At 47.4% G+C, this 14,704-nt stretch carries 11 protein-coding genes; 2 read left to right on the top strand and 9 right to left on the bottom strand.

Translation table 11 applies throughout. The features are described 5' to 3' along the window. The first annotated feature begins 21 nt into the window (after positions 1-21). Complete coding sequence (locus tag AC6I7T_RS16835; protein WP_497788499.1) at positions 22-1,257, top strand: glycosyltransferase family 9 protein; 1,236 nt, start codon at positions 22-24, stop codon at positions 1,255-1,257. 426 nt (positions 1,258-1,683) lie between these two features. Further along, on the top strand, positions 1,684-2,211 hold the full coding sequence (locus AC6I7T_RS16840; protein ID WP_497788500.1) for a hypothetical protein: 528 nt from the start codon (positions 1,684-1,686) through the stop codon (positions 2,209-2,211). Between the two features lie 797 nt (positions 2,212-3,008). Here AC6I7T_RS16840 and AC6I7T_RS16845 read toward each other — a convergent pair. From AC6I7T_RS16845 to tyrS, 9 genes are all read right to left on the bottom strand, one after another. Beyond that, a complete protein-coding gene (locus tag AC6I7T_RS16845; protein WP_497788502.1) occupies positions 3,009-3,986 on the bottom strand; it encodes a glycosyltransferase family 2 protein in 978 nt (325 codons plus the stop codon). A gap of 577 nt (positions 3,987-4,563) precedes the next feature. Further along, positions 4,564-5,817, bottom strand: coding sequence for a class I SAM-dependent methyltransferase (locus AC6I7T_RS16850; RefSeq protein ID WP_497788503.1), 1,254 nt, complete (start codon positions 5,815-5,817; stop codon positions 4,564-4,566). Between the two features lie 62 nt (positions 5,818-5,879). Continuing rightward, positions 5,880-6,884, bottom strand: coding sequence for a GDP-mannose 4,6-dehydratase (locus AC6I7T_RS16855; protein ID WP_497788504.1), 1,005 nt, complete (start codon positions 6,882-6,884; stop codon positions 5,880-5,882). Then, positions 6,881-8,008: a glycosyltransferase family 2 protein gene (locus AC6I7T_RS16860; protein WP_497788505.1), complete on the bottom strand. Its 1,128-nt coding sequence runs from the start codon at positions 8,006-8,008 to the stop codon at positions 6,881-6,883. Before AC6I7T_RS16860 ends, AC6I7T_RS16855 begins: the two co-directional genes overlap by 4 nt. After that, positions 8,005-9,093, bottom strand: a complete 1,089-nt coding sequence (locus tag AC6I7T_RS16865) for a glycosyltransferase (RefSeq protein ID WP_497788507.1) — start codon at positions 9,091-9,093, stop codon at positions 8,005-8,007. The genes AC6I7T_RS16860 and AC6I7T_RS16865 overlap by 4 nt, the downstream gene beginning before the upstream one ends. A gap of 170 nt (positions 9,094-9,263) precedes the next feature. Next, on the bottom strand, positions 9,264-9,986 hold the full coding sequence (locus AC6I7T_RS16870; protein WP_497788508.1) for a class I SAM-dependent methyltransferase: 723 nt from the start codon (positions 9,984-9,986) through the stop codon (positions 9,264-9,266). A gap of 93 nt (positions 9,987-10,079) precedes the next feature. Further along, entirely contained in the window at positions 10,080-11,612 is a 1,533-nt protein-coding gene (locus tag AC6I7T_RS16875; RefSeq protein ID WP_497788509.1) for a lipopolysaccharide biosynthesis protein, read from the bottom strand. An 83-nt stretch (positions 11,613-11,695) separates the two neighbouring features. Further along, positions 11,696-12,703: a GDP-mannose 4,6-dehydratase gene (gene gmd / locus AC6I7T_RS16880; RefSeq protein WP_497788510.1), complete on the bottom strand. Its 1,008-nt coding sequence runs from the start codon at positions 12,701-12,703 to the stop codon at positions 11,696-11,698. A 659-nt stretch (positions 12,704-13,362) separates the two neighbouring features. Then, positions 13,363-14,619, bottom strand: a complete 1,257-nt coding sequence (gene tyrS, locus AC6I7T_RS16885) for a tyrosine--tRNA ligase (protein WP_497788511.1) — start codon at positions 14,617-14,619, stop codon at positions 13,363-13,365. Positions 14,620-14,704: the final 85 nt, after the last annotated feature.

Below are 14,704 nucleotides of genomic sequence, written 5' to 3' on the forward strand. Positions count from 1 at the left end.
AATCCTTTTATGAAAAGTTTGATGAGTATCGCCCATTACTTGCATAAAAACATCAAACATTTCCTTTGGAGATTAATTCCCAGGCTGCAAACAGCAATTCTGTATCTAATTTCAATACTCTCAGTAATACAGGTACTTGTGCTCAAATTGTTTTTCCATTTACCTGTACATGAAGAAAGACTTCCGCTTAAGCACATTCTCGTCATCAAGCTAGACGAACTCGGTGATTTGGTAATGATCACTCCCTTTCTTCGGGCACTAAATATAGAGATGCCAGATGCAAAGATTACTCTAGTAGTTAATCAGCAACTAACAGGTTTGCTGCAGGCTTGGAGCGGGGGCAAGGTCCTTGGAGCAAACCTCCAATGTGCCAAGGTCCTGAGATGGTGGATCCTTCCATGGAGACATTACAGGCTAGCCAGAAAGTACCTGAAGGATCAGGAGTTTGATCTCTGCGTTATTCCTAGACGAGATTCCGATCTTACTTATGCAACCTTTCTGGCCTATTTCTCTGGAGCGAGGCAACGAATCTCGTTTACCGAGAAGTCTGATCGATTTAAGTCTTATGTAAATAGATCATTTGATCTGCTTTTAACTACAGCTGTACCCTCAGATCAAATTTGTCATGAGGTAGAATATGCACTACAACTATTAAGGCCAATCGGCATCCCGCATTTCGAATCAGCTACACACATAGAAATAGCCGATGAGGAACTAACTTGGGCCAAAAGTCTTCTGCCGCTAAGTAAAGAACATTACATCGCGATATGCCCTACCTCTGGGCACTCTGATTTAAAGCAATGGGGAATCCAGAAATTTGCAGCTGTGGTCTCCGCACTAGTTGAATACAGAATTACGCCTGTCCTCGTAGGTGGACCTGGAGATATTGCTTATGGAGAGGTCCTGCAGGCAGCTGCACCTGATAAATGCATCAATACTATAGGTAAGACATCTCTTCAGGGATTGGCTGCTATAATTTCACGTTGCCAGATTTTTTTAGGGAACGATGCTGGTCCAATGCATGTTGCGACTGCATTAGGAACAAAGACCATAGGGATCTTTGGGGCGAGTTGTTCCCATAGATTTGGCCCATGGGGAAGTAAAGCCACAGTAATCAGTACACATATCAATTGTTCTCCTTGTGCTGATCATGAGAAACACAGATGTCAACGTTGCGTTCATGCGGAAAATTTATGCATGACGAGAATTTCTCCAGACTGCGTGATCTTCACCATTCTTGAGCAAGCTCATAGGTGAGAATCATCTATAGCAGCGCAGCTAAATACCTTCCTTATAAGTAGATAGTTCTATTATGGGTCAATCACTAAAATCTATTGCAAGAATTTTCGTGTAAAGAATCGGTCGGAACCAGCGATGTGCGAGACTCTTCTCGGATACTAGTCGCAAAGATCGGCAGCTAAATCGTGTCCGTGTTTCCGGGCTATTGGCGATTAAGTGAACTGGGGGAAAGATTCTAAGAATATCAAGGAATATCAGGCTTTTCAGGACAGGCAAAATGCTCTAAAGGCACAAAAGATATCCGTGATCATGGCCCAACCTTAGGATAAATAGGTTGATGATGTCGTCAGAAGTATCTATGTTAATTGATGAGAGATCATGAGTTATTGAATATCTGAAGTAGTAGATCTGACTACGCATGTGAGTGCATTATTGCAGAAACTAATGAGCAGTGGAATTAATACAGAAAACTCAAATATGTTTTTAACTAATGACACCGAAAATGGATCGCGAAAAAAGGTGAAAGCGAGAAAACCTGATATCATTGGATATGCCACAGTATTCTTGCGCATTCTGCGCAGTACATATCCAAACATAAACAAAAAAACAGCTGTCCCGATTAATCCAAAATTAATACTAAATGATACATATGAGTTTAGCGCACCGAGAGGGCTGTATATTGTGTCATCGCTGATCAAAAATCGACTTTTATCTATAAAGACGGAAGGGATTAAATTTAGCATATCGTGTATGAGGGGTAGAGGCATCTGTATCCAATTTATATGGCCTGATTGTAGAAAATATACGAGAGAAAAAGAGGTGAAGACAGGTTCTAGGGCAATGTTGAGTGCTGATGCAGTGACTGAGAAAGAGCCTCCAAGACGCAAAGAAGCAGCTCCACCCATGAGTATTGCAACGCCTAGCCCAAATAGAATTACGCGCCGTATTGTAAGAGGATTTCTGTCTAATTGATATATAAGAATTGAAAGAATGCTACTTGCAAAATACAATCTTTCGCCCATCAAAAGTAAGATGGTAGCACAAACAAAGTATATCTTCATGTAACGAAAATTGTTATTGTGGAGCAGGGCGGTCCACGAAATGCCAAATAGTATCAAAGAGATGGCTGTCAACGTGCCTTTAGCAAGGTAATCCTGATCCGTAATATTTGAGTAATTGGATAAAATCATCCCTTTCAATTTAAGGGCGAGAAATACAAAAAGTCCTAGAAATATATACCACTCGAACCGTAGAAGATGGTTGTGCACTTTGGACGATTTGTCTATGAACCAGCGCTGAGGGACGAGTCTCACTCGTAATGCAACATGATCGCCCGCGATAAACGATAGATAAAATATGACAATTGAAATTTGATAAATAAGAGTAGAAGTATTGCTTATTTGATTCAGCATCAAGGACCATCTTGTAACTGCCTCATCCTCTGATACTTGAGACAAGAATCCTAGAAGCAGTGGGGATACCCAATACAGAATGAACCCGAGAGAAAACGTTGTAACATGATTTATCACAATTTTGCCATCTCTCGTTCTCGATCTGTAGTATCCATAGCCGCAGATAAGGAGAGCTGTTAAAAACGATATGAAAAAACTACTCATCGCGCCGATCCAGAGTACAGAAATTCTTCTTGATACCTGTATGTCCTTAAAGAGGTGACTAAATCCAATTATTTTTCCAATCGCTGCATATCTACGCCTCTTAGTACAGCACTTTGTTGCCCTGGAGCAGTTAGGGAGAAGATAGAAGAAGAGCTAGCCTAACGGCAGGGTGAGCCGTTGATGGGAACATTCTCCGCCCCTGTGTTTGAGGAAATCAAGGACGGCATAGTAGATTCCCCAGTTAACTTTTCCACGTCCCCTCAGGAACCTGTATAGAGATGCGCCCAAGATGTATCTAAATACCAAGATAAAAAGAAATGATATGTTCTGATGCCATGAGAAAGCTCTAGCCCGGAAAAAGAGAGCATTACGAAAGATGTAATATCCTTGTAGGCCAGATTTTGGGACGACAGATTGCGAAGCTGCGTGATAGATCACAGAGTCGTATGCAACAATATTTTTCCAGCCCTGTAAAGACGCACGATGGGAGTACTCCACGTCGTCGATTCCAAAAAAAAGCAAGTCATCCTGTACTCCGATAGATTCAATCACAGCTCGCTTGATCAACATGCAACAACCATTTATCAACGGTTGAGTATGGTACCCTCTCCATTCAGGATTATCGTATTGTCCACAGCCAATGTTAATGGGCATCCCCCATTTGAAGGAATATCCGCCCAAAGACCAAATCTTATGTCTCCCATCAGCTTCCTGCTCTGCGAAGAAAATCTTGCACCCGACAATACCAATTTCAACGGAGCTTTCACCCGCCTCAATCATCCCTGACAGAAAATGCGGCGTAATAATGGTGTCATTATTCAAAAACAGGACATAATCAGCCTCATGCTGAAGTGCGTAATGGATGCCTACGGTGTTGGCACCTGTGAAACCTAGATTTTTTCCGTTCTCGAGAATAGCGTAGGAGGCGATTCCGGTACCGCGACTAATCTGAGTGTCAACGTTCTTTTTCAGCCAATTCCTTATAGCTTCAAGGGACTCTGTACGTGAGCCATTGTCAGAAATAACTAAGTGAAAATTGTCATACTGAAGTTTTAGTAGTGACTCGAGACAAATTATAGTATCCCGGTCCCCATTCCAATTGATAACGATTGTAAAGACTTTTGGCTGCATAAATGATTCTAACTTTCTAGGAAGATTCCGTTTTGGGCTGCGGGCATGAACACCGAGATCCCGGCAGTCCAACATCTAAGTCTAGCGTTTGTAGCGTACTTTTGGAATTGTATGTAACCCGAAAAACGGCTTCTTGCTCTATGGTGTTCATGCTGGCTTCGCTCATCCAAATTGGCTCAACTGTACAAGTCCAGCTTCGAAGGCAAAATTGGAGAGATCTTAGCAGATCCAGGAAGGAGACGCCGCCGATGGGAGAAGTCGGTGTTTGGCCATAAAGTATGAGGCGTACCGGAGGATGCTGTGCCAAGCAACAGGCGACGTGACACCTCCGGTATTTAAATCTGTGGGTACGGCAAACGCTATGGTCGGGCAAGTACCTTTTCCCTCCCATCGCAAGATACATAGGTCTAACGCTAAAGCTCGAAATCGAGGTGCACGCCGAGTGTACTTCACACCATTTATTCTTAGTTACAGACTGTATCTGGTATGAGTATCCTCGGCCTACAGCATCAATTACGACAAACTGAGACCACTGAAGCTGTCACGACCACAGTTGCCTGAAGCCGAACGGCGGATCTCAGACCAACTCAAAATGCGGAAGTGGCACGATGAATTTACCTGTTGTAGACAAGTATTCGTGTTCCCGCGCCTTGAACTCTTCGATAAAATGCCACGGCAAAACCAGAAAATAGTCAGGCTTCGCGGCTCGGGCTTCTGCCTCGGAAATAATGGGAATTCGAGTACCCACAGTTACCATACCCCATTTGTCAGGGTTTCGCTCGGATGCAGCGGCAATCATCGAATGGTCTAGGCCAAAATACTGAAGCATCGTATTCCCCTTAGTTGATGCGCCATATACAAAGACCTTCTTGTTATGTTTGACCTGTTCCTGAATGAAATCGTAAACCTGCTGTTTGATGGCTTGAACGCGTGAAGCAAACTCCAGATAAGGAGTTGTTTCGTCTAGGCGGAGACTTTTCTCGCTGTCACGCAGGCTCGATACACGGGCTTCGGCTGCTTGACGATACACTTCATCTCCGAAGGCGCTCCGGTTTGCATTGCTGTTGCATATATAAGCACGCAGGCTGCCGCCGTTCACATCATTCAACTGCACATCCAAAATCGAAAATCCATAGAGGTGGAGCAGATATTCAAGCGATTGTAGAGAGTAATACTCCAGATGTTCGTGGCAGATGTTTCCGAAATCATTCTGAGTGAGCATGAGCGGGAGATAACTCATCTGCAGGATCCATACACCATCCGGATGCATGATTCGTTGAATATCCGATACAAATTTTCCTGGATCTTCCAGATCGTAGAACATCGCAATAGACGTGACGATCTTTGGGCGAGTGTCCTTCACCTCGGAGTCAGCCAGAAAACAGTCGGCATCAAAAAGACCGACAAGAACTTTATCCGCAACTTTGCGCGAGTAGACAGCAAGATTTTGAGCAGGGTCAAAGCCAATTTTATAAACCCCGGGGACGGTGTAGGAGCTCAACAGTGTGCCGTCGTTGCATCCGATATCAAGGACAGCATCTCCCGTCTGGAGATGCACTACTTTCGAAGCAGAAGCGGAGATGTCTGCTAAAGCATCGCGCATTGTCTGGTTGGTTCCCGACCGGTACCAGTAGTTCTGATACATCATTTCAGCGGGAACGGTGTGCCGTAGTTGTAATAGTCGGCATTGCTGACAGAGGACCAGTTCCAAAGGCGCCTTGAGTCCGTCGGCTTGCTCGGGCTTAAGAAAATTGGAAACATGTTGATCCCCTAAAGAAAGGATCGGTTCCACTGAGCCCTTACAGACTCGGCAATTATTCCAGGTCTTCATTTATTTCACTCTCCTCGAGGATCGGGTCATTGTCATTCTCTTGCTTACGTTGTCCATCATGTTTAACACTCTGTTTGGGGAGACGAGGAACGCCCTGCTTGGTCCAACTCAAGCAATCGCAGATCCGTATCCACCATCATCCTAACGAGTTCTTCAAATGTAACAGTCGGGCGCCAACCCAGAATAAGCTTCGCCTTCGTCGGATCTCCTACAAGGACGGAAGCTTCCGGTGCTCGGAAATTTTCGAGATTCTGTGTGACATAATCCTCATATCTTAGACCAACATGCGCAAAGGCTATGCTACAGAATTCTCGTACCGAATGGGTTTCCCCGGTGGCGATAATATAATCATCGGGTGCAGTATGCTGGAGTGCAAGCCACATCGCTTGTACATAATCGCCTGCGAAGCCCCAATCGCGTCGGGCGTCAAGATCTCCGAGGATGAGCTTGTCGGCCAGACCCCGCTTAATCATCGCCACGCCTCGAGATATTTTGCGGGTGACGAAGTCCATGCCGCGCCGAGGGCTTTCATGATTGTATAGAATGCAGGAACACGCAAAGAGCCCTCGCTCTTTACGGTAAACGGCAGTGATCCAATGTCCGAAAGCCTTAGCTACACCGTATGGATTACGAGGTTGAAATGGAGTCGATTCTGTCTGCGGTACCTCTGCTGTCCGGCCAAAAACCTCGCTGCTGGAGGCTTGAACGAAGCGTATTTCAGGATTAACTCTATGAATGGCGTCGAGCAGCTGTACGACCATTAAGGCGTTCAGCTCTCCTGTAGAAACGGGTTCAGTCCACAATTCCTTGCTGGAGGCGCGTGCCGCGAGGTTATAGACCTCGTCCGGGCGAAATTGACGGAGCAAGTCCTCGATGGAGGAGTCTCCAAACAGGTCACTTTCGACAATTTCGACATCTTTGGGAATTCGCTGAATGCGACTGTCATCGTTTGCAGATGAGCGCCTGCGCACTGTTCCTCTAACATGATACCCCTGTTTTAACAACAGCTCAGCAAGATAGGAACCATCCTGGCCGTTGACACCTGTAATTAGCGCTCTTCGCGTCATTTGTCTACAGATTCCCCCTTTTTCTGGTGACCGACACGACGCATACTTGAAGAAAGGTGCACTCCGTTCGATATCACGACGGGCTTCTCTTTGACCGGCGAAACAGGTCTCATCGGAAACTTCCAAAAACAGAACGGACTATTCGCCAGATCTAACACGAAAAGGAGACGCGAAGATGGGCGATGGAAGAGCGAAAAATAAACGAAAGCTAGCAGATTAGCCATGCGCCCGGGAAAATAAGCGCAAGCTTTGCTAATTGCTCGATCCCAGAACGACGTTAAGCGTGGCTTCAGCCATTCTGTGTATTCTCGCTTCGAATATGTTTTGTTGGCCCTGTGATGTAAGAGAGCCTTCGGGCTTCGCCATGGTTCCTTGTGACATACACGATCCTTAGCTGAATCAGGCAGATGGGAGAACGACCAGATCAGATCCGGCCACTTGAACATCCAGATCTCAAAATACCGGGCCAACCATGAGGCGTTTCCATAGCGGATGGCAACTAATGGCTCCGCGATAACCAGAGTATTGCCTGGAATCGGCTCTTGGAAGATCACTCCTACATGAATGAAATAGGAGCCGAAATAACGTGCCTTGTCTCGTGCGCACCATAGCTGCCGCTGTATGATAACTCCGCCGATGAAGCTGAGATAGCCTCCCGTATCGGTTAGAAGCATATGGTTTTCGTTTGACTTATAAGTTCTGTCTGCTTGGATCGGAACCCTTCTGGTTTCGAGCAGTTTTGAAAAATTCGCGTTCCATACTTCACTGTTTGCAATTATCAGTGAATACCCATCCTTGAGAGCTTTAAGAACTATCTGGAGGGCGCCCGGCTTGAGAAGATCGTCATCGGTGAAAAGCCAGCAATAGTCACCCCTGGCCAAGTCGACTGCATTGGCGAAGTCGCGGTCGATCCCCATATTGGTTTCTTGTCGAAAATAACGAAGGCCGGGAAAGCGTCCCCGGTATGCTTCGACGATTTCCTGGGTGTTGTCGGTTGAAGCACCATCCAAGATAACGATCTCTACTTCATCGTTCGCCTGCCGTACGATGCTTTCCAAAGTCTCACCAATGAAGGCACCGCGATTTCGGGTTGATATACAGATCGAAATCTTGATTGGATTCATCTTGATTGTGAACCTTTAAGGACAGAGGTATAAAAAGTTCGATGGGCGTCAGCGATAGCTTCCCATTGAGAGCCCGGGCCTTCACCTGTTTTGTTTCCGCGACGACCCACATAAGTTCGCAACGCAATCCTCATATCCGCGACATTGTCGGGCTGCGCATAATAGGTATTCGTGGCAGCATGATAGCCTTGCCGTTCGCGCGAAGTCGTCAAGACGAATGTCCCCTGGGTCATCGCCGCATGAATTGATGTATTCCAGATTCCACCACCATCACGAAAGGGCAGCACGACAGCATCTGCAGCAGCCAGGATACTGCCCACCCGATCAGCAGGCAGGAAACCAGTAATCGTAACCTTTCCCAACCAAGGTTTCTGATTTACATGATCGAGAATGATCTTGTGATACTCATCGTCCGGATTTAGATCGCAGATCAAAACAAGATGGTCCTGCGATGGGTCAGCGATTTCGAAGAGCTGCTCAAGCCTCTTTGCTGGGTATGCAAAGCCAAAGTTGACGATGACTCTGGATGGCGAAGGGGCAAATTTCGACCGAATGGCAACTCTTTCTGTCTCACTTAATTGTATCCAGGGAATTGCAGAAGCACTAGGAATGAAGTCAAAACGTTTTCTGCGAGTAAGCCACCTGTACCAATTCGGCATGTTTTCTCTATAATTGGGCCTCACCGCAATCAGACCTCCGCCTAGAATGGCATTGAGCAGATTACATCGGGCACGTTCCATGTGGTATTCATGCCAAGTTTGAACTATTGGTATCTTGGCGACGCTGAAGAGCGTCGGCAAGAACCAGGGTAGATAGCTGTGCCCATATCCCTGAGTCGGATACTGAATATGGATAAGATCGGGACGCCAACCACGCGCCATCTTAGCAATCCGACGGACATCCGCCATTCTCCATCCGTTGGCGGCAGGAAATACCTCAAAAGTGAAGTCAGAAGGTATTGGATTCGCGGCAACATCCGTCAGAACTGCCACGGATGTATCGCCGCGTCGATCTAATGCGTTCGCAAGATTCGCGGTATAATCGCCAACGCCGCACTTCATTGGTGGCAGCGAACCTGAAATCAACAGAACTCTCATTGTATCGTGTCGGCAGCGAATCACCGCGCCTCTTAAATCCCTGAAGTTCGATTACTATGCTTCGGTAGCCGATCCGTTTTCATGCGAAATTGGATCCAATAAGCCGGCCACAAGCATGCAGGAATCTGGTGAGCCGGGACTGAAGACGATTACTTGACTCATACCTGAGCAGGAGCTTTCTGTAGGACCAGCCATGCAAATGTGTATTCCTTATTAGCACATTTTATCGGCTTGTCCCCACCAGCCAGATCGATCTTCAACGGCGGCGTGAGGTTGTACGACTTAGCTTCTTCGATAAACCCGCATACCTCTTGCTTTGAAAATATTAACCAGTCCATTCCGAAGAAGGTAACACCTGTTGTGTCGATTTTTTCCGGCCAGTAGTCAAACGAAGCTACGAAGTAGCCACCAGGGCGAAGCAGTCGCGAGATCTCCGAAAGAAGCAGTTCGCAATTGAAGCCGTGCTCGATGACTGAGATTGCCGAAATCACCTGAAAAGACTCGTCGGCGAATTTCGTGTGCATGAAATCCGACACTTCATAACGCACGGTATCTGCATACGGCATCTCTTTGATCCGGGGATTCAGGTCGATTCCAGTGAGATTCTCATAGCCGAGATTATGTAGAATGCAGAGTATTTCGCAGGCAAATGCGCCCATGTCTAGGATAGGACCCGTCTTCGCGACGTTCTTCTCGATGAACTCGATAGTCTTTAGGACATCCCAGCTTTTGACCTCATCACCTACGTTTATTCCCTTGGATATGCCAATCCTTGATCCAAGACGCTTCCATCTGGAACTGGTAAGAGACAGATTCCTGCGCTGAAGTTGGCACCGTGCTTCTGCGATTTCTTTTTTCGATTTCAATACTTCAACGCACATTTTGTATTCCCTGAGACAAACATAAAAGAGGATAATTCATTGTTATGATTCTATGATTCTATGTCGACGTTGCGATTCTGGGAAGCGCAATTGTCAGGTATAGTCCAACAACATGCTCGACAATTTCGCTAGCAGACGTTTCCGTATCAGGGGCGCTACAAAAGCTGCAGAGGACATTGCTACCAATAGAATCGCGAAGAGAGTAAATAGGACCGTTAACGGTGCCAGTCGGCTGCTCATTGCCACTTTTGCCAGTCCGACTACCAGGATGGAGGCCAACAATGGAGGACATACGTCCTGCAAGAGCCACCTCGTCAATTCGTGGCGCAATAAACGCCGATGTGTAAGTGGTAAACCAACTAGCATGTTAAATGTCTGAAAACCTATGAAAACCCACGCAGCTCCCACAGGACCATAGTGTGTGGCTGCAAACCAAAGCGTCGGAACCACAATGACGGATAGGAAGATCGTTATTCTTAACCCGATGCTGGTCCAACCGTATGCCAATTGCAGTGCATACGGTAAATTCATCAAACCATTGATGGCTGATCCAATCACCAACAACGTTGCGATTGGTCCTGCATTACGTGCGACCTCGGAGTTTCTGGTCCATAGTTGCAGAATATCTCTGGAAAATAACGCGATTTCCGTTGCCAACGGTAAAAGAAGAACGGCCATTAACTGGGTGGCTCCGTGGTAGATCCGAATCAATTCATGCTCGTCCCCGCGAGCAACTAGCGCTGAAAATCGCGGGTAAGAAGTGTTGAACAGCGACGAGACAATCATTACCAGCCCAGTGCCAAACATTCCAGCGATAGTGTAGTAACTAAAAATCTTGAGGCTAAACACCTTGCTGAGGATCATTTTGTCGGCCTGGCCCAACACGAGAGTGAATACTGCGATCCCGCTCATCCCTGCAGCAAAGCGTCCAACGTTGCGCAATAGGCCAAGATTGAACAGCGGAGAGCGAGTTCCATGGGGCAGGCTCTTCCACAGGAAGATGGTCCAACAAACGAGCATGACGGCATTGGTAACAACCAGCCACAGAAAAAAAACTCGAATCGTGGGAGAGATGATCCACAGGGCCAGAACAGCTCCTCCATTACTCACCGTTACAGCGATGATCCGGAAGACATTGAAGAGGACCTGCTTGCGCAGACCAATTAAACCGCCTTGATAAAAACTGACCGGCCATTGGAGTGCGGCCAAAACGCCCATCTGCATCAAGGCATGTTTGACGCTGGAAACCGGAATGCCACTGGCACTGATCCAATGAGCCGCAATCCATGACGAGGAAGTTACGAGAACCAATCCGATCATCAATCCAATGAGCCAGTAACCAAGCTCAAGCGTACGCACAAGATCGCGCGCCTCATCTGCCTTTTCCGGCTGGACCGAGTAGCGAGCCATCTCCCGGTTCATGGTCGGGCTCAAACCAAGGTCCAGCACCTGAAGCATGGCTTGAAGCATGAGATAGAAGCCAATAAGTCCGTAAGTTTCAATACCGAGAAACCGGATATAGAGGGGAACGCAGGCGAGCTGTACCAACATTGACCAAGCCGACCCGGCTAAACTCGCTGCCAAGTCGAGCTTAAATCCCGAATGTGAGTTCCAGGGAAGTTTCATAGACGGAACAGATTACCTTGATCTGTCCCATATGCAGAGAGACAAGAATCGGGGGAATGCCACGTGCTTTCCTTGGGATGGCGTTAGCGGGTTAAGCGCCCCTCTAATTGATCAGCTAGGAGACTTATGTCGGCATCAACCATCAATTTAACTAACCCTTCCAATTTGACCTTGGGTCGCCAACCGAATGCTCGCTCTGCCTTACTAGCATCTCCCAGGAGAAGGTCAACTTCGTTGGGACGAAAGTATTTCTGGTCGATTTCGACGTATTTTTCCCAGTCAAGACCGACATGATCAAACGCTAGCTGAACAAACTCGCGCACAGTGTGAGTCTCTCCAGTCGCGATGACAAAATCGTCCGGTCGGTCGAGTTGCATCATTTGCCACATGGCCTCCACGTATTCGGGGGCATAGCCCCAGTCGCGCTTGGCATCGAGATTTCCAAGATAGAGACGCTGCTGCAGTCCGGCCTTAATTCTCGCCACCGCACGGGTGATTTTGCGGCTGACAAAGGTCTCACCTCGCCGAGGGGATTCATGATTGAAGAGAATACCATTACACGCGAAAATGCCGTAACCATCTCGGTAATTGGCGGTTGTCCAATACGAATAGAGCTTGGCGCAGCCATAAGGACTGCAAGGCCGAAATGGTGTGGTTTCGCGCTGCGGGGTTTCAGCCACCTTGCCAAACATCTCGCTGCTCGAAGCTTGATAAAACTTTGTCTTGATTCCTGATTCTCGAATGGCATCGAGCAAGCGAATAGTGCCGAGCGCCGTGACATCACCGGTATACTCAGGGACCTCGAAGCTCACCAAAACATGGCTTTGAGCTCCAAGGTTATAGATCTCATCTGGCTGAAGACGATACAGCAACCGGACCAGACTAGTGGCATCAGAGAGATCTGCAAAGTGTAGGAACAGCCGTGCTTCGCGCTCATGCCAATCGGAAAGGACGCCGTCAATGCGGGAGGTATTAAAACTGCTAGACCTCCGCTTAATGCCATGCACCACGTAACCTTTGTTCAACAGAAGTTCCGCCAAATAGGAACCATCTTGACCTGTAATGCCGGTAATCAGTGCTGTCTTACCCACGGGTACTTTCACTCCTTGCGATCTAAAACTCTAAACTTCATCGCTGCCCAATCACGCAGTCCAACTGCGAACACCAAGCCGCAAAGCACATGTCCAAATTGATGAACAACTTCAAAAGAGGATACTTATTACCAGTACCATACGATGTAGGCACGTAGAACTAAATATGAGTTCCGCACACGCACCTTCATCTACTACTGAGCTAAGCTTTCGCTCTTTGCATCACTTGCATGTATGCCCAATGATCAAAACAAAATTCTATATCAACACTTTACCAGGATACCCAACGGGGATATATGCAAGAGCGTCCCCAATATTAAAAATTCTAGATCTAGCTTTCCTCTTAATATTTTAATGGTTAACCACTATGAGCCAAAATGGTAAGTTAGAAATTACTAGGAATGCAAAAATCCTAGGGAATCAAGAATAGCAAGTTTGAGATAAGCTTTTTGAAGAGATAGCCAGCCATGCAGTATTTTGTAACGCTTGTGACGACGTTTTGAAAAACTGACCATACACAATTAAGCCTTTACCTCGCTCAGTGATAATATGATTCACCCTGCTATTTTAAGAATCCGGCCAAGACTAGAAACGTTATTCTTGAATATCATTACAGTATTGAAAAAAGATGAGAACCATAACCCGGTTTGTTCACATCTTTAGGCGAACACGGAGATCTTTGCTCTTTTGCCTGCACGGACTGCCAGTTGTGCTGGAATTTTGGGCAGAGGAAGATTTGTGGCGTTGGTTGTTTTTCCATCGACCTTTACTGCATTTTGCCTGATCTTACGGCTAGCATCGGTCGCAGATTCGGCTAGACCTAGCCGAACAAGCAGCTTGTCCAACCTAATTGAGGGATGCTCCGGGGTGTAGCCCAAATCGGCGGCGTTTACTGTTACCTCTTCCAGATCTTCGGAGACTGCTTTTTGTTGGAACATCAGGGCCCAGTTGCGGTCGGCTTCTTCGGCGGCGGACTGGGAGTGGAAGCCAGCTACGATGGTGCGGGCTAGCTGCTTCTTTACTTCCATCGGGTGCAGGGTGCCGGATTTTACGTCGGCTTGCATCTGGTCGATTTCGCTTTGGCGTAGGTCCGTCAGGAAGATCCAGTACTTCCACATCAGCTCGTCAGAGATCGACATCAGCTTGCCGTACATCTCGAATGGGGATTCCTTGATGCCGATGGAATTGCCTAGCGATTTCGACATCTTCTGTACGCCGTCCGTGCCTTCCAGGATCGGTGTCATCAGGACTACCTGCGGTTTTTGATTGTAGTGGCGCTGGAGTTCGCGGCCGCACAGTAGGTTGAATTTCTGATCGGTTCCGCCTAGCTCTACATCGGCTTCGAGTGCTACCGAGTCATAGGCCTGTGCCAGCGGATAGAGCATTTCGTGCAGGCTGATGGGCTGTTCGTTCTGAAAGCGCTTATGGAAGTCATCCCGTTCCAACATCTGCGAGACGGTAAAGTGAGCTGCCAGGCGGATGATTCCCTCGAAACCCAAGGTGCTTAGCCACTTGGAGTTGAAGGCTACTTCCGTCTTTTCCGGGTCCAGGATCTTGAAAACCTGCTCTTTATAGGTTTCGGCATTGGCCAGGACTTGTTCTACCGTCAATGGTTTGCGGGTAATGTTGCGACCGGTCGGATCGCCGATCAGACCGGTGAAATCGCCGATCAGGAAGATTACTTGATGGCCCAGATCTTGGAAATGCTTCAACTTCCGCATCAGGACGGTGTGGCCCAGGTGCAAATCGGGAGCTGTCGGGTCAAAGCCGGCTTTTACGCGCAAGGGGCGTCCGGACTTCGACGAGGCCTCCAAGCGCTCTTTCAGATCAGAGAGGCGGATGATTTCGGCAGCGCCTTTTTGCAGCAAGTCGAGCTGTTCGTCGACAGGGGCGAAGGTTATTCCTGACTCGGGCATGACTCTCTCCAGTATAAAGAACCGGAACGAAATCGCCCATTTATCTCCCCAAGAGATTGCATGAATTTAAACAATCTATTGGACC

This window comes from Humiphilus diazotrophicus (assembly GCF_059726315.1).